At 66.7% G+C, this 24,969-nt stretch carries 19 protein-coding genes; 16 read left to right on the forward strand and 3 right to left on the reverse strand.

What is annotated here, in order from left to right:
• Positions 1-141 precede the first annotated feature (141 nt).
• The 7 genes from BACI349Y_RS05500 to BACI349Y_RS05530 all read left to right on the forward strand — a co-directional run bounded on the left by BACI349Y_RS05500 (position 142) and on the right by BACI349Y_RS05530 (position 10,701).
• Positions 142-1,572, forward strand: coding sequence for a gamma-aminobutyraldehyde dehydrogenase (locus BACI349Y_RS05500; RefSeq protein ID WP_159631192.1), 1,431 nt, complete (start codon positions 142-144; stop codon positions 1,570-1,572).
• A 55-nt stretch (positions 1,573-1,627) separates the two neighbouring features.
• The gene (gene gabT, locus BACI349Y_RS05505; protein ID WP_159631194.1) at positions 1,628-2,998 is read left to right on the forward strand and encodes a 4-aminobutyrate--2-oxoglutarate transaminase; all 1,371 of its coding nucleotides are present in this window, start codon (positions 1,628-1,630) and stop codon (positions 2,996-2,998) included.
• Between the two features lie 531 nt (positions 2,999-3,529).
• Positions 3,530-3,994, forward strand: coding sequence for a hypothetical protein (locus BACI349Y_RS05510; protein ID WP_159631196.1), 465 nt, complete (start codon positions 3,530-3,532; stop codon positions 3,992-3,994).
• A gap of 3 nt (positions 3,995-3,997) precedes the next feature.
• Positions 3,998-5,338, forward strand: a complete 1,341-nt coding sequence (locus BACI349Y_RS05515) for a glycosyltransferase family 2 protein (RefSeq protein WP_159631198.1) — start codon at positions 3,998-4,000, stop codon at positions 5,336-5,338.
• Positions 5,328-7,142 (forward strand): polysaccharide deacetylase family protein, encoded by a 1,815-nt coding sequence (locus BACI349Y_RS05520; RefSeq protein ID WP_159631200.1) that lies wholly within the window; start codon positions 5,328-5,330, stop codon positions 7,140-7,142. Before BACI349Y_RS05515 ends, BACI349Y_RS05520 begins: the two co-directional genes overlap by 11 nt.
• A 55-nt stretch (positions 7,143-7,197) precedes the next feature.
• A complete protein-coding gene (locus tag BACI349Y_RS05525) occupies positions 7,198-8,982 on the forward strand; it encodes a polysaccharide deacetylase family protein (protein WP_159631202.1) in 1,785 nt (594 codons plus the stop codon).
• A gap of 36 nt (positions 8,983-9,018) precedes the next feature.
• Complete coding sequence (locus BACI349Y_RS05530; RefSeq protein ID WP_159631204.1) at positions 9,019-10,701, forward strand: endo-1,4-beta-xylanase; 1,683 nt, start codon at positions 9,019-9,021, stop codon at positions 10,699-10,701.
• Positions 10,702-10,723: 22 nt separating this feature from the next.
• On the opposite strand, the gene rarD is transcribed toward BACI349Y_RS05530, so the two are convergent.
• A complete protein-coding gene (gene rarD, locus BACI349Y_RS05535; RefSeq protein ID WP_159631206.1) occupies positions 10,724-11,746 on the reverse strand; it encodes an EamA family transporter RarD in 1,023 nt (340 codons plus the stop codon).
• 103 nt (positions 11,747-11,849) lie between these two features.
• On the opposite strand from rarD, the gene BACI349Y_RS05540 reads away from it, so the two are divergent.
• From BACI349Y_RS05540 to BACI349Y_RS05580, 9 genes are all read left to right on the forward strand, one after another.
• Positions 11,850-12,845 carry a DNA topoisomerase IB gene (locus tag BACI349Y_RS05540; protein WP_159631208.1) on the forward strand — a complete coding sequence of 332 codons (996 nt, stop codon included), beginning with the start codon at positions 11,850-11,852 and terminating at the stop codon, positions 12,843-12,845.
• 45 nt (positions 12,846-12,890) lie between these two features.
• Positions 12,891-14,351, forward strand: coding sequence for an FAD-dependent oxidoreductase (locus BACI349Y_RS05545; protein WP_414703654.1), 1,461 nt, complete (start codon positions 12,891-12,893; stop codon positions 14,349-14,351).
• A 40-nt stretch (positions 14,352-14,391) separates the two neighbouring features.
• Positions 14,392-14,997 (forward strand): TetR/AcrR family transcriptional regulator, encoded by a 606-nt coding sequence (locus tag BACI349Y_RS05550; RefSeq protein WP_159631212.1) that lies wholly within the window; start codon positions 14,392-14,394, stop codon positions 14,995-14,997.
• The gene (locus BACI349Y_RS05555; protein ID WP_159631214.1) at positions 14,997-16,271 is read left to right on the forward strand and encodes a glycosyltransferase; all 1,275 of its coding nucleotides are present in this window, start codon (positions 14,997-14,999) and stop codon (positions 16,269-16,271) included. The genes BACI349Y_RS05550 and BACI349Y_RS05555 overlap by 1 nt, the downstream gene beginning before the upstream one ends.
• Before the next feature lie 81 nt (positions 16,272-16,352).
• Positions 16,353-17,696 carry a GAF domain-containing protein gene (locus BACI349Y_RS05560; RefSeq protein ID WP_159631216.1) on the forward strand — a complete coding sequence of 448 codons (1,344 nt, stop codon included), beginning with the start codon at positions 16,353-16,355 and terminating at the stop codon, positions 17,694-17,696.
• 136 nt (positions 17,697-17,832) lie between these two features.
• Positions 17,833-19,356 carry an acetaldehyde dehydrogenase ExaC gene (gene exaC / locus BACI349Y_RS05565; protein ID WP_159631218.1) on the forward strand — a complete coding sequence of 508 codons (1,524 nt, stop codon included), beginning with the start codon at positions 17,833-17,835 and terminating at the stop codon, positions 19,354-19,356.
• Positions 19,357-19,397: 41 nt separating this feature from the next.
• Positions 19,398-20,420: an alcohol dehydrogenase AdhP gene (adhP, locus tag BACI349Y_RS05570; protein WP_201302393.1), complete on the forward strand. Its 1,023-nt coding sequence runs from the start codon at positions 19,398-19,400 to the stop codon at positions 20,418-20,420.
• Complete coding sequence (locus BACI349Y_RS05575; RefSeq protein ID WP_159631220.1) at positions 20,420-20,827, forward strand: DUF779 domain-containing protein; 408 nt, start codon at positions 20,420-20,422, stop codon at positions 20,825-20,827. Before adhP ends, BACI349Y_RS05575 begins: the two co-directional genes overlap by 1 nt.
• Before the next feature lie 174 nt (positions 20,828-21,001).
• Positions 21,002-22,564 (forward strand): amino acid permease, encoded by a 1,563-nt coding sequence (locus BACI349Y_RS05580; RefSeq protein WP_159631222.1) that lies wholly within the window; start codon positions 21,002-21,004, stop codon positions 22,562-22,564.
• A gap of 134 nt (positions 22,565-22,698) precedes the next feature.
• On the opposite strand, the gene BACI349Y_RS05585 is transcribed toward BACI349Y_RS05580, so the two are convergent.
• Both BACI349Y_RS05585 and BACI349Y_RS05590 read right to left on the reverse strand, forming a co-directional pair.
• Positions 22,699-23,334: a DUF2461 domain-containing protein gene (locus BACI349Y_RS05585; protein WP_159631224.1), complete on the reverse strand. Its 636-nt coding sequence runs from the start codon at positions 23,332-23,334 to the stop codon at positions 22,699-22,701.
• Between the two features lie 138 nt (positions 23,335-23,472).
• On the reverse strand, positions 23,473-24,969 hold the full coding sequence (locus BACI349Y_RS05590) for a catalase (RefSeq protein ID WP_159631226.1): 1,497 nt from the start codon (positions 24,967-24,969) through the stop codon (positions 23,473-23,475).

Here is a 24,969-nt window from a genome sequence, read left to right on the forward strand (position 1 = left end):
ACCGCACTAAACCCCTTTGGCAAGGGTGTGCAGGTGGCTATTCACCCCGCTTGGGCGCTGGCATAGGCTCAAGGCAGTTCCATCCATCCGTCCTGGTCTCCGCCCGGCCGCCGATGGCCCTTACGAAAGAGGTTGCACACCGTGGTCCAAACCTTGCAGAACTTCATCAACGGGAAGTTCGTCGCCCCCGCCGGCACCACCCTGCTGGACGTGGTCAACCCCACCAACGGGGAAGTGGTGGCGCAGGCCCCCGTTTCCGTGCAGGCGGATGTGGATGCGGCCATGACGGCAGCCAAGGACGCCTTCAGGACCTGGAAGCACGTCACCCCGGGCCAGCGCCAGCTGATGCTGCTCAAGCTTGCCGACGCCATCGAGGCCAACAGCGACGAACTCGTCGAAGCCCAGCACCGCAACACCGGCCAGGTCCGCTCCCTCATCGCCTCCGAGGAAGTGGCTGCCGGCGCCGACCAGCTGCGCTTCTTCGCCGGTGCCGCCCGCATCCTGGAGGGCAAGTCCGCCGGCGAGTACTTCGAGGGCCACACCTCCTACGTCCGCCGCGAACCCATCGGCGTGGTGGCCCAGGTGGCCCCCTGGAACTACCCCTTCCTGATGGCCATCTGGAAGATCGGTCCCGCGCTCGCTGCCGGCAACACCGTGGTCCTGAAGCCCTCCGACACCACCCCCGAGTCCACGCTGGTCCTGGCCCGCCTGGCCGGCGACATCCTGCCCGCGGGCGTCCTGAACGTGGTCCTGGGCACCGGCGAAACCGGTGCCATGATGGTGGAGCACAAGGTCCCCGGCCTGGTGTCCATCACGGGATCTGTCCGCGCGGGAATCGCGGTGGCTTCCGGCGCCGCCAAGGGTCTCAAGCGCGCCCACCTGGAGCTCGGCGGAAAGGCCCCGGCCATCGTCTTCGCGGACGCGGACATCAAGAAGAGCGCGGCGGCGATCGCCGAATTCGCGTTCTTCAACGCCGGCCAGGACTGCACGGCCATCACCAGGGTGCTGGTGCAGGATTCCGTGCACGACGACGTCGTTGCAGCCATGGTGGAACACACCCGGACCCTGCACACCGGCTCGCAGAACGACGAAGACAACTACTTCGGCCCGCTGAACAACGTGAACCACTTCAACGCCGTGACCTGCGTGGTGGAGAACCTGCCGGCCAACTGCCGGATCGAAACCGGCGGACACCGGGCAGGGGAGAAGGGCTACTTCTTCGAACCCACCATCATCACCGGCGCCAGGCAGACCGACGACGTGGTGCAGAAGGAAACGTTCGGCCCCGTCATCACCGTCCAGAAGTTCAGCACCGAGGAAGAAGCCGTTGCCCTGGCCAACGACGTGGACTACGCGCTGGCCTCCAGCGTCTGGACCACCAACCACGGCACGGCCATGCGGTTGAGCCGGGACCTGGACTTCGGCGCCGTCTGGATCAATACCCACATCCTCCTTACCGCCGAAATGCCGCATGGCGGCTTCAAGCAGTCCGGCTACGGCAAGGACCTCTCCATGTACGGCGTGGAGGACTACACGCGCATCAAGCACGTGATGTCCGCCCTCGACGCCTGACCATTCCCCGCTGGTTGAGCTTGCCGAAACCCGGAATCGTAGAAAGAAAAGAACCATGACCACCACCGCAGCAGACATCACCTACCGCCTGGAGCAGAAGCGCAACGTCCAGGCCGACTTCCCGGGCCCCAAGTCCGTGGCACTGACCGAACGCCGCAAGTCCGTGGTGGCTGCCGGCGTCGCCTCCAGTGTCCCGGTCTACGTTGCAGACGCCGACGGCGGCATCATCCACGACGTCGACGGCAACTCCTTCATCGACCTGGGCTCAGGCATCGCCGTGACCAGCGTGGGTGCCTCCGACCCCGCCGTCGTGGGCGCCGTCAAGGAAGCCGTGGAGCACTTCACCCACACGTGCTTCATGGTCACCCCCTACGAGGGCTACGTGGCCGTCGCCGAGCAGCTGAACCGCCTCACCCCGGGCGACCACGAGAAGCGCACCGTCCTCTTCAACTCCGGTGCCGAGGCAGTGGAGAATGCCGTCAAGGTGGCCCGCCTGGCAACCGGCCGGGACGCCGTCGTCGCCTTCGACCACGCCTACCACGGCCGCACCAACCTGACCATGGCCCTGACCGCCAAGGCCATGCCGTACAAGACCAACTTCGGCCCGTTCGCGCCCGAGGTCTACCGCATGCCCATGAGCTACCCGTACCGCGAGGAAAACCCCTCGATCACCGGCGCCGAGGCAGCAAAGCGCGCCATCACCATGATCGAGAAGCAGATCGGCGGCGACCAGGTTGCCGCGATCATCATCGAGCCCATCCAGGGTGAGGGCGGCTTCATCGTCCCGGCCGAGGGCTTCCTGCCCGCGCTGGCCGCCTGGGCCAAGGAGAAGGGCATCGTCTTCATCGCCGACGAGGTCCAGTCCGGCTTCTGCCGCACGGGCGAATGGTTCGCCGTCAACCACGAAGGCATCGTCCCGGACATCATGACCATGGCCAAGGGCATTGCCGGCGGCATGCCGCTGTCCGCCATCACCGGCCGCGCCGACCTCCTGGACGCCGTGCACCCCGGCGGCCTGGGCGGCACCTACGGCGGCAACCCCGTGGCCTGTGCAGCAGCCCTGGCCTCGATCGGATCGATGGAGGAGTACGACCTGAACGGCCGTGCCCGCCACATCGAGTCCATCGCCACGGCGCGCCTGCGTGAACTGCAGTCCGAACTGGACAACGCCGGAACCGCGGTCATTGGCGACGTCCGCGGCCGCGGTGCCATGCTCGCCATCGAGCTCGTCCAGGCCGGAACCAAGGAACCCAACCCGGAGCTCACCAAGGCTGTCGCCGCCGCCTGCCTGAAGGAAGGCGTCATCATCCTCACCTGTGGCACCTACGGCAACGTCATCCGCCTGCTGCCCCCGCTGGTCATCACCGATGAACTGCTCGCAGACGGCCTGGAAGTCCTCGCCGCAGCCATCAAGGCCAACGCCTAGAGCCGCAAAGCCGGTCCACGGAAAAAGGCAGCACCCCGCCGGGGTGCTGCCTTTTTCCGTTGCCCGGGAAATCCCGCCATGGGGGGATACCTAGGCCCCCGCACCGGACTGCGCAAACTACCTAATATTCCGCCCGGACCGGCGGGCAGGCGGCGGTCCCCCCAAAACCCTTTCGGTAAGTAGCCCCAAAAATCTTTATAGAGTACCCGTTACTCGTGTCGGGCCTGCGCAGGAATACGTAATTTTGACCTATAAACGGGCGGGCTGTGCGCGACGCCGATTGCCTGAGGCGCCACCTGCCACCCCCAAAATGCGGAGCGCATATGCGCTCCCAATCAAGTCAGCCGCAGGGTAATGACGCTGCCCTCCCATGACGCTGACGACAGGAACTTCCACCAACGCCTGGTGCATGGGCACCCCAGGCGGCGACACCCCACAGCCCAAAGACGGACATCTTGCTCAAGACAGGGGGAAGGCAATGACGCAGCCTTCAGCAATGACGCAAGCTTCAAGGGGAACGGGGGAGGGCCTGTGGTGACGAACCTGGGAACCTTCGCCGTGCCTGCAGCGACCACCTTCGGCCGGGACGGGGCCATGTTCGAGAGCCTGCTCGCTTTCGTGGCCCAGATGAGCCTTGTTCTGTGGGGCTTGGTCACGCTCACAGTGGTCATCCGCTTCATCGGCATCCGGTTCTACCGCCGTGCCGCGCGCCGGGCCATGGCCAAGGTGGCGGCAGCCGGCACCGCCGTTCCAGCCATCGCAGTGGCGAGCATCGACGCCCCCGCCGCCGCTACTACCGGTACGGCCCTTCCTGACGCCGCCAGGACTGCCAGGGCGGCCGGGGCCGCCGCCGCGCAGGCCGCCGCTGCCGCGGTCAAGCCGGCCATCGCCGTTGTTCCAGCCATCGCGGCGGGCATCGACCTGCTCCAGCCGGCCAACGTCCCGCTTCCAGAAGCCTTCACGAACGTGCTGGCAACCAACTCCGTGGACAGATGAGCGATGGATATCGCGCTCTTGGTCTTTTGGCTCTTCGCGGGCGTCAGCATCCTGTACGTTGTGCACTTCGGCCTCTACCTGGCGGGTGCCAACTTCTACGACATATGGCAACAGCGGCGCAAGGGACTCAGCGGGATCCGGCTTCCCACCCCCTACCAGCCCGAGTGCGCGGCGACGGCCACCTGGACCCGGCGGGCGCTCCCCGAAGTACCCGGGCTGGTCTCCATTGTCATTGCGGCCCACAACGAGGAAGCCGTGATCGTCCGGACCCTGGACTCCATCCGGCGCAGCACCTACCCCTTGTTCGAAGTCCTCGTGGCCGATGACGCCTCCGGTGACCTCACCGGCCGGCTGGTCCGCGACTACCAGCTGCGCCACCCCGGGATGGACCTGCGGATCGTGCGGATGCACCGGAACGTGGGCAAGGGCGCGGCGCTCAACACGGTGCTCCGCAGGTTCGCGCGCGGCCAGTTCGTCATGACGCTCGACGCCGACTCGGTCATCCAGCCGGAGGCCATCACCCGTGCGCTGTCCTACTTCGACGACCCGTACGTGGCCGGCGTGGCGGCGAACGTCCAGATCATGGAGGAGACCACGGCGCTCGGCATCCTGCAACGGTTTGAGCACATGATCGGCTACCGCTCCAAGAAGCTCTACTCGCTGCTGAACTGCGAGTTCGTGGTGGGTGGGGTGGCCTCCACCTACCGGATGCGCGTGCTGCGCAAGGTGGATTTCTACGACACGGACACCGTGACCGAGGACATCGGCCTCAGCGCGAAGATCACCCACCTGGGCAACCGGCGCTTCCGCATGGTCTACGGCGCGGACGTGGTGGCCAAGACCGAGGGGGTGCTCACCTTCCGTGCCCTGGCAAAGCAGCGCTACCGCTGGAAGTACGGAAGCATCCAGAACCTCATCAAGTACCGCAGCATGACGCTGAACCCCAGCCGCCGGTACAGCCGCACCCTGGCGTACTACCGCATGCCCACGGCCGTGCTGAGCGAGTTCACGCTGCTCGTCTCACCCCTGGCCTGGACGTACGCGGTCTATTGGTCGCTGGCCACCTACACTCCGGCGCTGATCATCGGGTCCTACGCCACCATCACCGCCTACACGCTGCTGACGGTCCTGATGGATGAAAACCTCTCACCGCGGGAACGCACCAGGCTGTGCATGTACGCGCCCACCGCCTATTTCCTGTTCTACATCATGGACCTGGTCCAGCTCGCGGCAGCGGTCCGGTGCATCGTCCGTTCGCCAGGGCTGGTGCGGCGCCCCGAGATCAACACGTGGAAATCTCCGCAGCGGGCCGGCAGCGTGGCGGTGATAAGCCGTGCCGCCTAGGCGCCGGCGGGTCCGCCAGGTCCTGCTGAATCCGCTCGTGGTCATCGCGGTCCTGGTTCTCCTGATCACCGCCGGGTGGTTCATGTATACGGGCAGGATCGGAACCTTCGCCCAGGCGCGGCCCGGAGCCAACCTGCTCCCGGCGCTCTTTCCCGGCGTTGCCGGACCGACGGCGGCACCGGGCCCGTCGCCGTCGGCCGGTACTTCGGTGGCTCCGGAAGGCGGCTGGACCGCGGCCCACAGTGGGGATGCGAAGACCTCCCTCGAACTGGTGCCCGGGCAGATGGGCGCCCAGGCGCTGAAGCTCAACATCCCGCAGTACGCCTCGGGCGATGTCACCCTCACCAGCCCGCGAGTGGACGTGGTTCCCGGCAAGACCTACTTCTTCAAGGTGTTCGCCACCACGGAAGCGGATTTCCGGCTGCTGGTGCGGAAATACCACAAGGACGGCAGCACCAGCCTGGAGCAGCTGAGGAACCCGGTGGAGCGGCCGGGGACCACCGCGTTCACGGTGAGTGACGCGTTCAACAGCGGCGACACCGTCGCGGCAGTGGAGTACGTCTTCCGCTTCGCCTCAGTGGGTACCGCGCGCGTGGAAGGCGCCTACCTCGAGGCAGCGGACGACGTCCAGCCTCCGGCACCCGCAGCGGCGGGCCCCAACGTGATCCCCAACCCGGGATTCGCCGGTACCCAGCCGAACCAGCCGGCCTTCTGGTCCCCCTATTCCTCCGGGACGTCAACAGTGGAGTCCGGGCGCGGCGAGGACGGGCGCGGAAGCTTCCTCTGGACCCGCATCGGAAACTACCAGAACGGGGAGGCGAAGTGGCAGTACCAGCCCATCGCGGTGACCCCGGACCGCTACTTCAGGTTCGGCGCGGCCTACAAGGCGGACCGCGAAGTGGATGTGGTGGCCGAGTTCGAGCTTGCGGGCGGCGGACGCACCTTCAAGAACCTGGAGTCCGTGCCGCCGGCAGGGGAGTGGACCACCATCAGCGAGGCATTCCAGGTCCCCGATGGCGCGGCCAACGCGATGGTCACCTTGGTTGCGCATGGGAACGGGACCACCGCGGTCCGCGACTATTCGCTGACGGACATCACCAGGCCCGGGCCGCTGCGGTGGAACCAGCCCTTGGTCTCGATCACGTTCGACGACGGGTGGCAGTCCGTGTACGACCGCGCGCTGCCCCTGCTGGACAAGCATGGGTTCAAGTCCACCCAGTACGTCAACGCCAGTTCGATTGAGACGCCGAACTTCATCACGGGCGCCGAGGTCCAGCAGTTGCACCAGGCGGGACATGAAATTGCAGCCCATGCCTACCAGCACGTCGACCTCACCTCCGTGGGGGCGGAGCGCCTGGATGAGGAACTGCGCAAGAGTGAGGAAGCGCTGGCCGCGGCCGGCCTTCCCACCGATGACCTGGCACCGCCGTACGGACGCTCCGACCCGCAGGTGGACTGGTATGCGGCCAAGTACTTCAAGATCATGCGGGGGACGGATGACGGCATCAACACGAGGCAAAACCTCAACCCGCATGACCTGAAGGTCCTGTACGTAACCGACGCAACCACGCCGGAAACCCTGAAGGAAGCGCTCGCCGAGACCTCTCGGTCCAACGGCTGGCTCATCCTGGTCTATCACCAGATCGCTGCCCCCGACGCGTCGGGGACCCAGAAGAACACTATTGCGGCGGACAAGAGCACTATCACCAGCGACGTCCTCGCAACCCAGCTGCAGCTCATCGACGAAAGCGGCATCCAAGTGAAACCGGTTGCCCAGGCGTTCGAGCAGTTGCAGGGCCCGTGACCACCACCAGGCGGTGAAACGCGGCGCCTTCGACACCCGAAAGAAGGAGAAAGTCATGATCAAATCCAGATCCAGCCTGGCGCGAGGCCGCGCCGGGCTCCTGACCCTTGGGGTAGCCGTGTGGGCCATGGCCGCCGCGCTGCTGACCCCTGCGGCCGCGAACGCCGCCGTGGACAACCCTGCCCCAACTCCGCTCGTGTCCTTCACCTTCGACGACGGCATGCAAAGTGCCTTAACGCAGGCTGCCCCCACCCTTAAGAAGTACGGGCTCACCGGCACCAGTTACGTCATCACCAACTGCGTGGGGATGACATCCGTGCCGAACACCTGCCGCGCCAACACCGACGTTCCCTATATGACGTGGGACCAGGTCACCCAGTTGCAGAACACCTACGGCTGGGAGATCGGCTCGCACACCGTTGACCACCAGTGCCTTGTCAGCGTGGGCAACGACTGCCAGGCCACCAAGCTGACGGCCGCCCAGGTGGACGCCGAGCTGGCCAACAGCAGGGCCGCTTTGTCGGCCCACGGGTTCAATGCCACTGCCCTGGCCACGCCCTACGGCGACTACGACATGTCGGCGCTCGCCCGGATCGCAAAGTACTACACGTCGATGCGCGGTTTTGCGGACGTGGGCAACAACATTTGGCCGCTCGGCGACCTGCTGCTCCACAACACGCCGGTGCAGGAAGTCACCACTCCGGTCTCCACGCTGAAGGCGAAGGTTGACGAGGCCATCGCCAACAGGACGTGGGCCATCTTCACGTTCCACGACGTCAGGACATCGCCGAGCCAGACCCCGGATGACTACCAGTACGGTACGGCTGAGCTGGACCAGCTGGCAGCGTATGTGCAGACCAAAGTGGCGGCCGGGCAGATCAGGAACGTCAATGTCAGCAAGGGCCTGGTAACCGGCAGCCCCAACCTCCTGCCGAACGCGACGTTCAATAACGGCATCGCCGACGGTTGGCGCACGGACGCCCCGGCCACGATCACCGCGGACGCCGGGACCAACGGGAGCTACCCTGATCCTGCCAAGTCGGTGAAGCTGGTGTCGGGTTCCGCTGCGGGCCACCTGTTCTCGCCGAAGGTTCCGGTGTCGGCAGCCAACAGCTACCTGTACAAGGCCTTCCTCAACGTGGCGGCAATCTCCACTGGAGAAGTGGGCTTCTATGTGGATGAGTACAACGCGGCCGGGCAATGGATTTCCGGGCAGTTCCGCAAGCGGGAAAACAGCCGCTGGGTGGAGTCGATGAACTTCACCTACACTCCGAGCTCCACCAGCGTGGCGTCTGCCAGCCTGCAGGTCTATGTGACCGGCACCGGCATCACGGCGTACCTGGACAACATGCAGATGATGACGCTCGGGGCCGGTTCCACCACGCCGTCGCCCAACCTCGTGGCGAATGGCACGTTTGATGCCGGCATCGGCTCGGGATGGCGGACAGACTCCGCATCCACCATCCTGGCTGACGCAGCCAACCACGGGAGCCCGGCCAACCCGGTGAACTCGGTCAAGATGACGGCCACCACGGCCAACAAACACCTGTTCTCCCCGCAGGTGGCGGTGGCAGCCGGCAGCTACAAGATCGCCAGCTACCTCAACATCACGGCGCGGACCAGCGGCGAGATGGGCTTCTACATTGACGAATACAACTCCGCCGGGCAGTGGATCTCCGGGCAGTGGAAGCTCGGGATCTCCGCCGGCGGCGTGACCAATGTGGACCTGACGTACTCGCCGAGCAGCACCGCGGTGGCGAAGGCGAGCCTTCAGGTGATCGTCCAGGGCAATTCGGGACTGCAGGCGTACTTCGACGACGTCCGCTGGACCAAGTCCTAGCAGTACCAGGTCCTGGCAGCAGGGAGAGGACGAAGGATGGCCGGGCGCCCGCACGCACTGACGGTGGTGCTGGTGTCCGCCCTCCTCGTCGTCCTCGCCTCATGCTCCCCGCCCAAGCCCGACGTGACGCTGGACCTCCTGCACGGGGACTGGCAGGACGTTCCGGGCGTCCGGGCCGGGAACGGCGCACTCCAGGTGACGCCCACCGCCAGGCGCATCGTGGAGCAGAGCGGGGAGGGAGGCCAGCCGAATCCCCCGCTCAACCTCGCCGGCACGCACCTGGTGGTCGGCGGAGACTTTTCGCTCAGCGCAACGTTCGCGGACGTGACCGCGGACGCGTCCTGGGCGCTGTACGACCGGCCGCCCGTCATCGCCGATGAGTTCCGCGTGGAGCCGGCGGGCCTGCGGCTTACCCTTCAGGGAAGCGACCTGAAGATCGCCGTCTTCGACGGGACGCAGAAGAAAGACGTGACCCAGCCGGTGCCGGTGCATGATGAACACGTCACGGTAAAGGACCCGGGGGCGCCCTTCACCGTGCGCCGCTCCGGCGATACGCTGGCCGTCGCCAGCGGCAACGACACCCTTTCTTCCCTCCCCCTGGGCAAGGTGTTCTCGTCCGGGGAATTGTGGCTGGGGTTTTCCAGCGATTCCGGCGACTTCGCGATCACCTCGCTCACGGCGGTAGCGCCGGGAAGCGCCGGCCTGCGCACCTCAGGGGCCGCGGCAGCCGGCGTCCAGCCGTCAAAGGACGGCCTGCAGGCACTCGCCGCGAGGACCCGTCCGGACTTCCTGGTAGGCGCGGCCGTGGCGCTGGGGCCCCTCACCGGGGACACGGACTATGCCCGGGAGTTCGTCGAAAACTTCGGCGCGCTCACGCCGGAAAATGCGATGAAGCCGCAGTTCCTCTCCCCGCAGCGGGGCGTGTACACCTTCGAAGAGGCTGATGCGATCCTGGCGATTGCCCGGAGCAAGGGCATGGCGGTGCACGGCCACACCATCGCTTTCACGGAGGCCATGCCCCGTTGGATGCAGGAACTCCCCGCAGGCTCGGACGCGGAGCGCCGGACCAGCGGCGCAGCACTGCTCGACTACATCTCCGCAGTGGTGGGGCACTTCAAAGGACAGCTGGCTTCCCTTGACGTGGTCAACGAGCCGTTCGACGTGGACCAGGGGACCGGCATGCAGCAGAACATCTGGTACCGCGTCTTCGGGCCGGGCTATCCGGCCGTGGTCTCCAAAGCCGTCTATGCGGCCGATCCGGACGTCAAGCAGTACATCAACGAGAACGGCGCCGACGTGCAGGGGCGCCGCCAGGACGCACTGCTCAAGCTCATCCTGGACACGAACGCGCAGGGCGGGCACATCTACGGGGCAGGCCTCCAGGCCCACGTCTACGACCTCAAGACCGACGCCATCTCCGCTGACGACCTCACCCGGACGCTCAAGCGTTTTGGGGACGCCCGGCTCCACGTCCGCATCTCCGAAAACGACGTCACGGACGGCCAGGGGACGGACGCCCAGGCGAAGCAGTACGCCACGGTGCTGGCCACCTGCCTGCGCTCGCGCACCTGCGTCTCCTACACCACGTGGGGAGTGGATGACCGCTACGACTGGTGGATCGACGACGGCGGGAGCCTGCGGCAGGGCCACGACCACCTGTTCAACGACGGGAAACCCACACCGGCGTACGATGCCGTGAAGCGCGCGCTGGGCGGTTGACCCTGGGCGGGAAGGCCCGGGCTCAGGCGCCTTGGCGGACCGCTGCCCTGCGGGCGAGCGAGTTCCTGCGCGCCGTCCGGAGCATGTCCAGGGTCAGCAGCAGCAGGGCCAGCCACACCACCCCGAAACCGATCCAGCGCTCAACGGTCATGGCCTCCCGGAAAACCAGCAGCGCCACCAGGAACTGCAGGACGGGGGCGAAGTACTGGAGCAGTCCGATGGTGGTCATGGGCAGCCGCCGTGCGGACGCACCGAAGAAAAGCAGCGGGACGGCGGTGATCACGCCCGATGCCAGCAGCAGCCAGAAGTGTCCCGCTCCCTGGGAGGTCAACGTGGAGCTGCCGCCTGCGGCCAGGACCACCATGGCCACGGCGGCCAACGGGGCCAGCACCATGGTCTCCACGCTGAGGCTGGTGATGGCGTCCACCCTCGATCCCACCCGGTTCTTGACGAAGCCGTACAGACCAAAGCTGAACGCCAGGGTCAGGGCAATCCATGGCAGCTTCCCGTAGGAGTAGGTGAGCACGCCCACCGCCACGAAGCCGACGCCGACGGCGGCCCACTGGAGCGGCCGCAGCCTTTCCTTCAGGACCAGCACACCCAGCAGCACAGAGACGAGCGGGTTGATGAAGTAGCCCAGGGACGTTTCCACGGCCTGCCCCGTGGTGACGCCGTACGTGTAGGTCAGCCAGTTGATGGCGATCAGGAACGCCGCCAGCGCCAGGGAACCAAAGACCCGGCGGTCCTTCAGCGCCACCGCGAGCACGCCCCACGCCCTGGTCACCGTAATCAGGAGAGCACAGAACAGCAGTGACCACACCACCCGGTTGGCCACGATTTCGACGGCGCCCGCCGGCATCAGGATGAAGAAGTACAGCGGGAGCAGCCCCCACAACACATACGCGCCGATGCCGAACAGCATGCCCGCCGTAGAGTCCTTGGCGACGGGCCGGGGGCCCTCCGGCGCAGGCGGCGCGGGTGCTGCGGTGGTGGCAACAGCGGGCGTGGCGGGGGAGGTTCCTTCTGGCGTGGGCACGAAGTCCATAACAGCATCCGGTGGGCAGGTATTCCAGCAGGCAGGCGGTATTCCGGAAAATAATCAGTAGGCTTGCTTTCATGACACGTGCGCCTTTCCCGGAACCCACCCCATGAGGCTCCGGCGCAGCAACGCCTCGGGCCGCGGCTACCGCAGGGTGGCCGCCGGCAAGGGCTTCAGTTACCGGGACCTGGACGGCTCCACCCTGCCGCCTGGCCCCATCCGGGACCGCCTGGAAAGCATCGGCATCCCGCCGGCCTGGACCGACGTCTGGATCGCCCCGTTCGAAAACGGCCACATCCAGGCCACCGGCGTGGATGCCGTGGGCCGCCGCCAGTACATCTACCATCCGGAGTGGCGCGAGCGGAAGGACCGGGTGAAGTTTGACCGGTCCCTTCAGCTTGCCGAATCACTGCCCGCGGCCCGGCGGCGGGTGACCATGGACCTGCGCAGCGAAGGCTTCACCCGCGACCGCGTCCTGGCGGCGGCGTTCCGGATGCTGGACACCGGCTCCCTGCGGGTTGGCTCGGAGCGGTACACCAACGAGAACGGCAGCCGTGGGCTGGCCACGCTGCTGTGCGCCCACGTCCAGGTGCGCAAGGACCGGATCTCCCTGCGCTTCCCGGCCAAGAGCGGCAAGGACTGGGAATCGGAAATCCGCGACGCCGACCTCGCCGCCCTCCTGCGCCTGCTCAAGCGGCGGGGACCGAACGCGAGGCTGCTGGCTTACAAGGAGGGCAGGACCTGGCGCCCGGTCACCAGTGCGGACATCAACGCCTACGTGAAGGAGCGGACCGGCTCAGACTTCACCGCCAAGGACTTCCGGACCCTGCGCGGGACCGTGGCAGCTGCGGAAAGCCTGGCGAGGACCGGAGTCCAGCGGACGGCGGCCAAGCGGAAGCGGGCCATCAGCCGCGCCATGTACGACGCGGCGGAGACGCTGGGAAACACTCCCTCCATTGCGCGCAAGAGCTACGTGGACCCGCGGGTGGTGGACCACTACCATGACGGCGAAACCATCGATCCGAAACGGCTGGACTCGGCGGAAGCTGAGCTCAGGGCGCTGTTGTACCGCGAGGGCAAGGTAGTGGCCCTGGCCGCCAACTAGAATGGGGGACTGTGCGCTGCACCATGCGGCGCACCCTCATGAAACATGAGCAGGACCAGTTCAGAAGGGTTCCCGGTGTCCAATCACAGCGAAACCGCCGCCAACCGTCCCCTCCGCGTCGCCATTATCGGCGCGGGACCGGCAGGAGTCTATGCTGCGGACATCCTCACCAAGTCCAGCGGGGTCAAGGACGGCGACTTCCAGGTCAGCATCGACCTCTTCGAGGCCTACCCGGCACCCTACGGCCTGATCAGGTACGGCGTGGCCCCGGACCATCCCCGGATCAAGGGCATCGTCAACGCCCTGCACAAGGTCCTGGACCGGGGCGACATCCGGTTCCTGGGCAACGTCACCTACGGCCGGGACCTCACGCTGCACGATTTCCGGGCCTTCTACGACGCCGTGATCTTCTCCACGGGCGCCATCAAGGACGCTGACCTGGACATTCCGGGCATCAAGCTGCGCGGTTCCTTCGGCGGTGCCGACTTTGTGTCCTGGTACGACGGCCACCCGGACGTGCCCCGCGAGTGGCCGCTGGAGGCAAAGGAAATCGCGGTGATCGGCAACGGCAACGTGGCCCTGGACGTGGCGCGCATGCTGGTCAAGCACCCCGAGGAACTGCTCACCACCGAGATCCCGGACAACGTCTACGCCGGCCTGAAGGCGTCCCCGGTGACGGATGTCCACGTCTTTGGCCGCCGCGGCCCCGCCCAGGTCAAGTTCACCCCGCTGGAACTGCGGGAACTGAGCCATATGGACGACGTCGACATCGTCCTCTACCCCGAGGATTTTGAATTCGACGACGCCTCGGACGACGCCATCCGCACCAACAACCAGGTCAAGACCATGGTGAACACCCTCACCAACTGGCTGGTGGAGGAGCATGCGGAGTCGGAGAACCCCTCGTCCCGCAGGCTGCACCTGCACTTCCTGCACAGCCCCGTTGAAGTGCTCGACGACGGCACGGGCAAGGTGGGCGGCATCAAGTTCGAGCGCATGCAGCTGGACGGGACCGGCAACGCCAAGGGCACCGGGGAGTACGTTGAATACCCTGTCCAGGCTGTCTACCGGGCCATCGGCTACCACGGCTCCGCGCTGGACGAACTGGAGTACGACGCCAAGCGGGGCGTCATCCCGAACGAAGGCGGCCGGGTCCTCGACGCCGACGGCAACCCCGTTCCGGGCATCTACACCACGGGCTGGATCAAGCGCGGACCTGTGGGCCTGATCGGCCACACCAAAGGCGATGCGCTGGAGACCATCGGCTTCCTGCTGGAGGACCGGCTCACCCTCCCGGCGGCCAGGAACCCGGATCCCCAGGCCATCATCGACCTGCTGGAAGAGCGCGGCATTGAATACACCACCTGGGAAGGCTGGAACAAGCTCGACGCCCACGAGGCGGGACTGGGTGCCGCCTGGACCGGACCCGAGGGCCTGGACCACGTGGTCCGCGAGCGCATCAAGGTGGTGCCGCGCGAGGAGATGATCCGCATTTCCCGCGGCTGACCCCTACCCCTGGCGGAGCATTCGAGTTAGTCTCATTAACATGAATACGGCCGCGGCCGGAACCCGTCCCTACAGCTCCCCAAAACGGGCCACCTCCGCGCAGGAAACCGGGCGCCGGATCCTGCAGGCCACCGAAGACCTGTTCATGGAGGGGCCGCTCGCCGACGTCACCCTGGGCGCGGTGGCTGCCCGCGCCGGCGTCACCGTCCAGACCATCATCCGCAGGTTCGGGGACCGCGCCGGCCTCATCGACGCCAGCGCCAAGGCGGCCACGGCCCGGGTGGACAACCAGCGCAGCGCCGTTCCTCCCGGCGACGTGCCCGCCGCCGTCGACAACCTCCTGGAACACTACGAAACCACCGGCGCGCTGGCCCTGAAGCTGCTCGCCGAGGAACAAACCTCCCCCGTCCTGGCGGAAATCACCGGGGGAGCGCGCCGCCTGCACCGCGAATGGTGCCGCCGCGTTTTCGCCCCCTTCCTCGACCCCCTGAAGGGCAGCCCCGACCACGACCGCCGGCTGGCCCAGTTCGTCGCCCTCTGCGACGTCTACACCTGGAAGCTCCTGCGCCTGGACGCCGGGCTCAGCCGCGGCCAGGTGGCCCGCTCCCTGCTCGAAATGCTGGAACCCTTCACGCGGAGGCCCTGATGTCCACCGTCCTTGCCTACACCTCGCCCGCCATCGGACACCTCTTCCCCATGGTTCCGCTTCTCGAGGAACTCAAGGCCCGAGGCCATGATGTCCACATCCGCACCCTGCCACGGCAGGTTCCCCAGCTCACGGAGTCAGGGTTCCACGCCGGGCCGGTGGACGGCAGGATTCTTGCGATCGAGGCCACGGACTACCGCGCCACAAACGCCAAGGCTGCCCTGGCCTCCAGTGTTGAGACCTTCGCGGCCCGCGCCCGGTTCGATGCCCCGGACCTGCAACGGGCCATTGCCGGGATCAGGCCGGACCTGCTGCTGATCGACATCAACGCCTGGGGTGCCCGGATCCTTGCAGAACACTCAGGGCTGCCGTGGGCAACCTTCAGCCCCTACACCCCGCCTCTGCCGTCAAGGGGCACGCCCCCGTTCGGGCCGGGCCTGGCTCCTTTGCCGGGGCCGCTCGGCATGGCCCGGGATGCGGTGGTGCGGCGCCTGGTGATTGGCGCCGTCGAAAAGCTGATGCTGCCCCGGATCAACGCCCTGCGGGACGACATCTCCGGCGGCATGCTTCCCCCGGTCACCGGCGCCGACTCCATGTTCCGCACCGCCCCGCTGATGCTGGTGGCCACCGCCGGGCCGTTCGAATATCCGCACCCGGACTGGGCTCCGGATGTGCGCATGATCGGCGCCCTGGACTGGGAGCCGCCGGCCGAAAATCCTACCTGGCTCGGGGAGGCCACCGCCCCGGTGGTCCTGGTGACCACGTCCTCCGAGTACCAGGCCGATGACGCCATTGTCCGGACCGCCCTGGCAGCCCTGGCCGGGGAGCCCTATACCGTCGTCGCCACGTTGCCTGCTGCCCAGGCCGGCTCTGCGGGTGCCGCCAGGGCGTCCGGCCTGGACCGCTTCCAGCCCGTTCCGTCCAATGCCCGGCTGGAACATTTCGTGCCGCACGGCCCTGTCCTCGACCGCGCCGCCGTTGCCATCACCCATGGCGGCATGGGGGCAACGCAGAAGGCCCTCTCAAAGGGAGTGCCCGTGGTGGTGGTCCCGTTCGGCCGCGACCAGCACGAGGTAGCCGCAAGGGTAGTGGCGGCCGACGCCGGCGTGCGGCTCAGCCGGAAGCGCCTCACCCCGGAGCGGCTCCGGGAAGCCGTCCACCAGGCCCTGGGCAAGGCGCCGGGGGCGCGACGGGTGGCGGAGGGCTACGCGGCCGCCGGGGGAGCAGCGGCGGGCGCGGACGCCCTGGAAGAGCTGGTCCGGGCAGGCCGGTGACAGAGGGTTGTTGTCCAGCTATGCTGACTTGGCCACCCTCCAGCCCTGCACAGCCGGACAAGACTCCGGAACGGGAGTTCGATGACGAACCTGCTCCACCCTGAACCGCGCCAGCGTGCCGCGCTGGCCGGCCACGAGCGCCTGGGCTCGGACCCCGGCAACCTCACCCCCGAGATCCCCGGGCTGCGCAACCTCATCAAGGAGTCCTGGCAGCGGTCGGCAAGCTTCAAGGCCAACCCGGACAACGCGGCCGCGCCGCTGGCTTTCGACTGGGAGCAGCTGGAGGACTACCGGCGGCAGCATCCCCTGGCCGCGATCATGCCGGTCATCAACAAACTCCTGGTCCAGCCCAGCCATGACAGCGGGCTCCTGGTTGCGGTGGGTGACGAGGTGGGCAGGCTGCTGTGGGTGGATGGCGACCCTACCCTCCAACGCCGGGCCGAAGGCATGATGTTCGTCCCCGGCGCCGACTGGTCCGAGGCCAGCGTCGGCACCAGCGCTCCGGGCACCGCCCTTGCCCTGGGCAGGGGCATCCAGATCGCCGGCGCCGAGCACTACCAGCGGGCAGTCCACCCCTGGAGCTGCACCGCCGTCCCCTTCCATGACCCCGACTCAGGTGCCGTGCTCGGCGTCGTGGACATCACCGGGACGGCCACCGCGGTGGCGCCTCACACGCTGTCGCTGGTGGAGGCCACCGTTGCTGCCGCCCAGGCGCAGCTGCGGGTGGAGCGCCTGCAGCTTGCGGCGGAGCTCGCCAGGAAACCTGTACGACGACGGTCCCCGGCCGCAGCCGCCAGGCAAGGGCAGGGCGGCGTCGAAGGCAGCCTCTACCGGAACAGCCTGCAGTTGCTGGGCCGCGACCAGGCCTTGCTGAGCCTGGGCGGCAGGACCGTTTCCCTGTCCGCGCGGCACAGCGAGATCCTGGCCCTGCTGAGCGCGCATCCGGAAGGGCTCAGCGCCGAGGAACTGGGCTTGCTGTTGTACCCGGGGGAGGGCTCCACCATCACGCTCCGGGCCGAGATGGTCCGGCTGCGCAAGGTCATCCAGCAGCTGAGTCCCGACGCTGTCCCCGGCTCCCGCCCGTACCGGCTCCCGCTGGACCTGGTGCCGGATACCGGCCAGGTGCTCAGCTGCCTGCAGCGCGGTGCGCACCGCATCGCCCTCGAGATCTACCGGGGTGAGGTGCTTCCGCGCTCGGAAGCGCCGGGCATCCTCGATCTCAGGAGCAGGGTGTCCTCCCTGCTCCGGGAAGCGGTCCTCACGGACGGCAGCGCCGAGTCCCTGCTCAAGTACGCTGCGCTCCCGGAGGCAAGGGACGACGTCGTCATCCGCCGCGCCGCGCTCCGCCTCCTGCCGCCGCGCTCACCCAAGCGGGCCGCCGTCGTCGCCGACCTGGAACGGCTGGAAGCCGAACTCCGCGCCTGAAACCCGGCCCCGCCGGCGCCCGTTGTGACCGGCGTCGCATCGTTGCAACCTTGCTGCAACCTCCCCGCTCCTACGCTGGCTTCATCGGCGAGCGCCCCTATGGGCCAGCCTTCTGCACAGCAAAGGAGCTAAGCACATGACCGTTTACGCACAGCCGGGAACCGACGGTTCGAAGGTCACCTTCAAGGAACGCTACGAGAACTGGATTGGCGGCGAATGGGTGGCCCCGGTGAAGGGCCAGTACTTCGAGAACATCACCCCGGTGACGGGCAAGGCGTTCTGCCAGGTGGCCAGAGGCACCGCCGAGGACATCGAGCTCGCCCTGGACGCGGCACACAAGGCCGCACCCTCCTGGGGCAAAACCTCCGTGGCGGAACGCGCCGCCATCCTGAACAAGATCGCCGACCGCATCGATGAGAACCTCGAGATGCTCGCCGTGGCCGAAACCTGGGACAACGGCAAGCCCGTCCGGGAAACCCTCAACGCCGACCTGCCGCTGGCCTCGGACCACTTCCGCTACTTCGCCTCCGCGGTCCGCGCCCAGGAGGGCAGCCTGTCCCAGCTCGATGACAACACCACCGCTTACCACTTCCACGAACCGCTCGGCGTGGTGGGCCAGATCATCCCCTGGAACTTCCCCATCCTGATGGCCGTCTGGAAGCTTGCTCCCGCGCTCGCCGCCGGCAACACCGTGGTGCTCAAGCCCGCCGAGCAGACGCCCTCATCAATCCTGGTGCTGATGGAACTCATTGGGGACCTGCTGCCCGCCGGCGTGATCAACGTGGTCAACGGCTTCGGCGTCGAGGCCGGCAAGCCGCTGGCCTCCAGCTCCCGGATCCGGAAGATCGCCTTCACCGGTGAAACCACCACCGGCCGGCTCATCAGCCAGTACGCCAGCCAGAACCTCATCCCCGTCACCCTGGAACTGGGCGGCAAGAGCCCCAACATCTTCTTCAACGACGTTGCCCAGGAAAACGACGCCTTCTACGACAAGGCCCAGGAGGGCTTTGCCCTGTTCGCCTTCAACCAGGGCGAAGTCTGCACCTGCCCCTCGCGGGCCCTCGTGCAGGAGGACATCTACGAGTCCTTCATGGCCGACGCCGTGGCCCGGGTGGAGAAGATGATCCAGGGCAACCCGCTGGACACCGAAACGCAGGTTGGCGCGCAGGCCTCCAACGACCAGCTGGAGAAGATCCTGTCCTACATCGACATCGGAAAGCAGGAAGGCGCCAAGGTGCTCACCGGCGGCGCCCGTGCCGAACTCCCGGGCGACCTCGCCGGCGGCTTCTACGTCCAGCCCACCGTGTTCGAGGGCCACAACCGGATGCGGATCTTCCAGGAGGAGATCTTCGGCCCCGTGGTGGCGGTGACCCGGTTCAGTGACTACAACGACGCCATGGGCATCGCCAACGACACCCTGTACGGCCTGGGCGCCGGCGTCTGGTCCCGCAACGGCAATGTGGCCTACCGCGCCGGCCGCGAGATCCAGGCCGGACGCGTTTGGGTGAACAACTACCACGCCTACCCGGCAGGCGCCGCCTTCGGCGGCTACAAGTCCTCAGGCATCGGGCGCGAGAACCACGCCATGATGCTGGACCACTACCAGCAGACCAAGAACCTCCTGGTCAGCTACGACGAAAACAAGCTGGGCTTCTTCTAAGCCCCAGCCCGCACCACTACAACGACGCAAGGACTTCGCCAATGACGACGACAATGCAAGCAGCAGTAGTAACCGAATTCGGCGCCGACCTGTCGGTCAAGGACATCGCCATTCCCACGCCGGGGCCGGGACAGGCCCTCGTCAAGGTCCTGACCACGGGCGTCTGCCACACCGACCTCCATGCAGCGGAAGGCGACTGGCCGGTCAAGCCCTCGCCTCCGTTCGTTCCCGGCCATGAGGGCGTGGGCGAGGTGGTTGCCCTCGGCGACGGAGTTTCCGACCTCGCCGTCGGTGACCTGGTGGGCAATGCGTGGCTGTGGTCAGCCTGCGGCGACTGCCAGTACTGCCGTACGGGGTGGGAAACACTGTGCGAGGCGCAGCAGAATGGCGGGTACAGCGTGGACGGCTCCTTCGGGGAGTACATGCTGGTGGACTCCCGGTTCGCGGCGCGCATACCGGCGGGATCCGACCCCGTCGAGGTGGCGCCGGTGCTTTGCGCCGGCGTCACCGTCTACAAGGGGCTGAAGATGACCGAGACCCGGCCGGGCCAGTGGGTCACCATTTCCGGCATCGGCGGCCTGGGGCACATCGCGGTCCAGTACGCCGTGGCCATGGGACTCCGGGTTGCGGCCGTGGACATCGCCGACGACAAGCTGGCCCTGGCCAAGGCCCACGGCGCTGAACTCACGGTCAACGCCCTGCATGAGGACCCGGTGGAAGTAATCCAGCGGGAGACAGGAGGCTGCCATGGAGTCCTGGTCACTGCGGTGCACCCGTCAGCGTTCGGACAGGCCATTGGGATGGCCCGCCGCGGCGGCACCATCGTGTTCAACGGACTGCCGCCGGGGGATTTCCCGGCGCCGATCTTCGAGATTGTGCTCAAGGGACTGACTGTCCGCGGCTCGATCGTCGGCACCCGGCAGGACATGGAGGAAGCCCTGGACTTCTATGCCCGCGGGAAGATCCACCCCACTGTGTCCGTGCGGGAGCTGTCGGAGGTCAACGCCGTGCTCGATGAGATGAAGCACGCCAAGATCGACGGCCGCGTGGTGCTGAGGTTCTGATGCCGGCTGAAGGGCTCGCTGCCGCCGTGACGCTGCCCGGGGAAGATTTCTCCCGGGTGGCGCTCACGCCGGCTGCCGTGGATTTGCTCCGGATGCTTTGGGACAAGCATGGCCCGCTCATGTTCCACCAGTCCGGCGGCTGCTGCGACGGGTCCTCGCCCATGTGCTATCCGGCCGGGGACTTCATCACGGGGGACGCGGATGTCCTGCTGGGGCTGTTCGACCTTTCGGACGGTCTGCAGCCCCTGCCGCTGGAGTTTTGGATGTCCCGGGAGCAGTTCAACTACTGGAGCCACACCCATCTGACCATCGACGTCGTACCCGGACGCGGGAGCGGCTTTTCCGTTGAAGCGCCTGAAGGTAAACGCTTCCTGATCCGGTCAACGCTGATGGACTGGCCGTCCTAGGAAGTTCGACCAAATGCCACTCGGGGCTCTCCATTCGGAGGGCCCCGAGTGCATTGGCGGAAGAATATTCGGCATCGGGGCCGTCTCACTATTCGGGACGATTGGGACCGTCCAGTGGATGGACAGTATCGTTGATAGGTCTGTTTCCCTCACAAACCAGGATTGTGACCCCCAATGAACCTTCTGCGGACAAAATCCATCGAGCAGTCGATTGCCGACGCCGATGAGCCCGGACGCAAGCTCAAGCGTTCCCTCAGCACCTGGGACCTCATGATTATGGGCGTCGCCGTTGCTGTCGGCGCCGGCATCTTCTCGGTCGGCGCAAAGGCCGCCGCCAACTTTGCAGGTCCCGCCGTTACGCTGTCCTTCGCGATTGCGGCCGTCACGTGCGCGCTGGCCATCATGTGCTACGCCGAGTTCGCCACGGCCATTCCCGTAGCGGGATCCGCCTACGTCTTCACGTACGCCACCATGGGTGAGCTCCTTGCCTGGATCATCGGCTGGAACCTGATCCTGGAACTGTTCACCGCCGCCGCCGTGATCGCCAAGTACTGGGGCATCTACCTCAGCAAGGTGTTCGCCCTCACCGGCCTGGACATCCCGCCGGCCATCTCGCTGGGGGGCGTGGACCTCTACTGGGGCGCATTCCTGATCGTGGCCATCTTTACCGTGCTGCTGGTGCTGGGCACCAAGCTCTCCGCCCGTGTAGGCAACGTCTTCACCCTGATCAAGATCGCGGTGGTGCTGTTCGTGATCGTGGTGGGCTTCACCTACGTGAAGTTCGAGAACTACACCCCCTTCGTTCCGGCAGCTGAGCCCACGGGCGGCACCGGCGCTGCGGACGTCCTCAAGCAGTCCTTCTTTGGCTTCCTGACCGGAGCTGCCCCTGCCCAGTACGGCACCATGGGCATCTTCGCCGGTGCCGCCCTGGTGTTCTTCGCCTTCATCGGCTTTGACGTGGTGGCCACCTCCGCAGAGGAAGTGAAGAACCCACAGAAGACGCTGCCCCGCGGCATCTTCGGCGGCCTGGCCCTGGTCACGCTGCTCTACATCCTCGTGTCCCTGGCCCTGACCGGCATGGTGTCCTACACCCAGCTTGCCGAAGCCAAGAGCCCCACCCTCACCACGGCCTTCGAGGCAGTGGGAGACACCTCCGCGGCCAAGGTCATCGCCTTCGGTTCCCTGGTGGGCCTGACCACCGTGATCATGGTGCTCCTCATGGGCCTGTCCCGCGTGGTGCTGGCCATGAGCCGCGACGGCCTGCTGCCCCGGGCGCTGTCCAAGACCAGCGACAAGCGGTCCACTCCCGTGCGCCTCCAGGTCATCTGCGGTGCCGCCGTGGCGCTGGTTGCAGGCCTCACCAACGTGGACCTGCTCGAGGAAATGATCAACATCGGTACGCTGTCCGCGTTCGTGGTGGTCAGCCTGGGCATCCTGGTGCTCCGCAAGAAGCGCCCGGACCTGAAGCCGGCCTTCCGGGTTCCGTTCGGCAAGGTGCTGCCCATCGTCTCTGCGGTGCTGTGCCTCTACCTGATGACCAACCTCGCTGTGGAGACCTGGATCTTCTTCGCCTTCTGGCTGGTGCTGGGCCTGGCCATCTACTTCGCCTACGGCCAGCGCCACTCGCGGCTCAATGAGCGTTTCGCCGAGGCCAACGCGAGCGTCAATGGCGCGCCCGGCGCGGCTCCCCGGAAAGCCGCGGAGCCTGAAGACGAGGACGAACTGAGCCGGACCTGACGGCCCGCAACTCCCGCTGTTGACCTGCCCGCCCGGCCTGCGCCGGGCGGGCAGCCGCGTTTCCGGGCGGTCCGTGCTTCCGTGCGGTCCGCATTTCCGGCTGCCACACAGCCCGGTTCAGCGCTCCCGGCCGGTCACGGCGCCGCGTACCGTCCCACCCATTCCACGAGCGGCCGCAGCTGCCGCCAGCGTTCCGCGATCTGCTCCTTCGCGGCCGGTGTGGACACCCACTCCGGCTGGCCCACCTCGACACCCGCGGACAGCGATTTGTGCTTGAGCAGTTCGGCGCGGGGATGGTCCTTGTCGAAACCCCGCGGGATGGTTTTCAGCTTCTCACCCTCGATGGCAAAACCGGCCACGGCCACGGCATCCACAATGTCCTGCAGGGCTGCGCCGCTGGCGGACGCGTCAGCGGCCGCGCGGAACCGGGCCAGCTGCGCGGGAGTGTGGGAGTGGTAGCCGCCGCCGATCAACAGCCCGTCTGCGTTGATTTGAAGGTAGAAACCCACGCCTTCCTGGCGTGCGGCGAAGGCTCCCTGGGCGGTCTTGTACGGTGATTTGTCCAGCGAGAATCGGATGTCCCGGTTGGGGCGGAAGAGCTTGGCAGGTCCGAACTCGGGCTCCAACTCGGAGAGCAGGAGGGTGAGGGGCTCCTTGACTGATTCGTCGTACGTGGCTTTGTGTTCCAGCCACCAGTCGCGGTTGTTGTTGTCCTCCAGCTGCGCGTAGAAGCGGAAGGCTTCCGGGGGAATGCCTGCGAAAGTGTTCATCTACGGAGCCTAGGGCCGCCGTCCCCAACCGGCCAGATCCCCGGCGGCGTATGTGCACAACCGGAGCCGGACAGCAGAACACCCCGCCACGGAAGACCGTGACGGGGTGTTCTTTAATTCAGCCGGCAGGAGGCCTGACTAGCCGATCTTGTTGGCGGACTCAGCGTCCGAAGCCGGAGTCGACGGGGCTGCACCGGCACCAAGGTTGGCGCGGAGCTTGGCGCCCAGCTCGGCATCGACGTTGGTCCAGTACTGGATGGCACGTTCCTTGATGTCGGAGCGCTTCACGCCGCCCACAGCACCGGTGATGGTCTCCAGGAAACGGGCCTTGGCGGCCTCGTCGTAGACCTCGCGGTACAGCGCGCCGGCCTGAACGAAGTCGCCATCCTCGGCGTGGAGGGAGTGCGCGGCGAGGGTCAGCTCGCCGTCGTTCTCCCAGCCGCCGGCCGGGTTCTGCGGCTCAACGGCAGCCGGGCCGCCCACGGAGTTCGGCGCGTAGACCGGAACGGAGGGGGCGTTGAACAGGAAGCGTCCCTGTCCGTCCTGGCTGTAGTTGTTGACCTGGTTCTTGGGCTGGTTCACCGGAATCTGGGCGTGGTTGGTGCCCACGCGGTAGCGGTGTGCGTCCGCGTAGGAGAAGATGCGGGCCTGCAGCATCTTGTCCGGCGAGGCTGCGATGCCCGGCACGAAGTTCGACGGCGCGAACGTGGCCTGCTCGATCTGCGCGAAGTAGTTCTCCGGGTTCTTGTTCAGCTCCATGGTGCCCACCTTGATCAGGGGGTAGTCCGCGTGCGGCCACACCTTGGTCAGGTCGAACGGGTTGAAGCGGTAGGTCTTGGCGTCCTCGTACGGCATGACCTGGACGTGCAGGTCCCAGGACGGGAAGTTGCCGGCCGCGATGTTCTCGGACAGGTCGCGGATGTAGAAGTCCGCGTCGGAGCCGGCAAGCTGTTCAGCCTGCTCCGAGCTCATGGAGTTCACGCCCTGGTTGGACTTGAAGTGGTACTTGACCCAGAAGCGCTCACCGGCTGCGTTGATCCACTGGTAGGTATGCGAGCCGTAGCCCTGCATCTCGCGCCAGGAGGCGGGCAGGCCGCGGTCGCCCATCAGCCAGGTGACCTGGTGGGCGGACTCGGGGGACAGGGTCCAGAAGTCCCACTGCATGTCGGCGTCGCGCAGGTGCGTGCCGGGCAGGCGCTTCTGGGAGTGGATGAAGTCCGGGAACTTGATGCCGTCGCGGATGAAGAAGACGGGGGTGTTGTTGCCCACGAGGTCGTAGTTGCCCTCGGTGGTGTAGAACTTCACGGCGAAACCGCGGGGGTCGCGCCAGGTGTCCGGGGAACCGTTCTCGCCCGCCACGGAGGAGAAGCGGATCAGCATCTCGGTCTCGACGCCAGGCTGCAGGAACGCTGCCTTGGTGTACTTGGAGATGTCCTCGGTGGTCTTGAACGTGCCGAATGCACCGCCGCCCTTGGCGTGCACTACGCGCTCCGGAACCCGCTCACGGTTGAACTGGGCGAGCTTTTCCACCAGGTAGTGGTCAGTCAGGATGATGGCACCATCGGCACCAACTGACTTTGAGTGTGCGTCGGACGTAACCGGTGCACCTGACTGGGTTGTGGAAACGGCAGTCAT

Origin of the sequence: Arthrobacter sp. 8AJ, assembly GCF_902506025.1 — a bacterium.
Classification (GTDB): domain Bacteria; phylum Actinomycetota; class Actinomycetes; order Actinomycetales; family Micrococcaceae; genus Arthrobacter.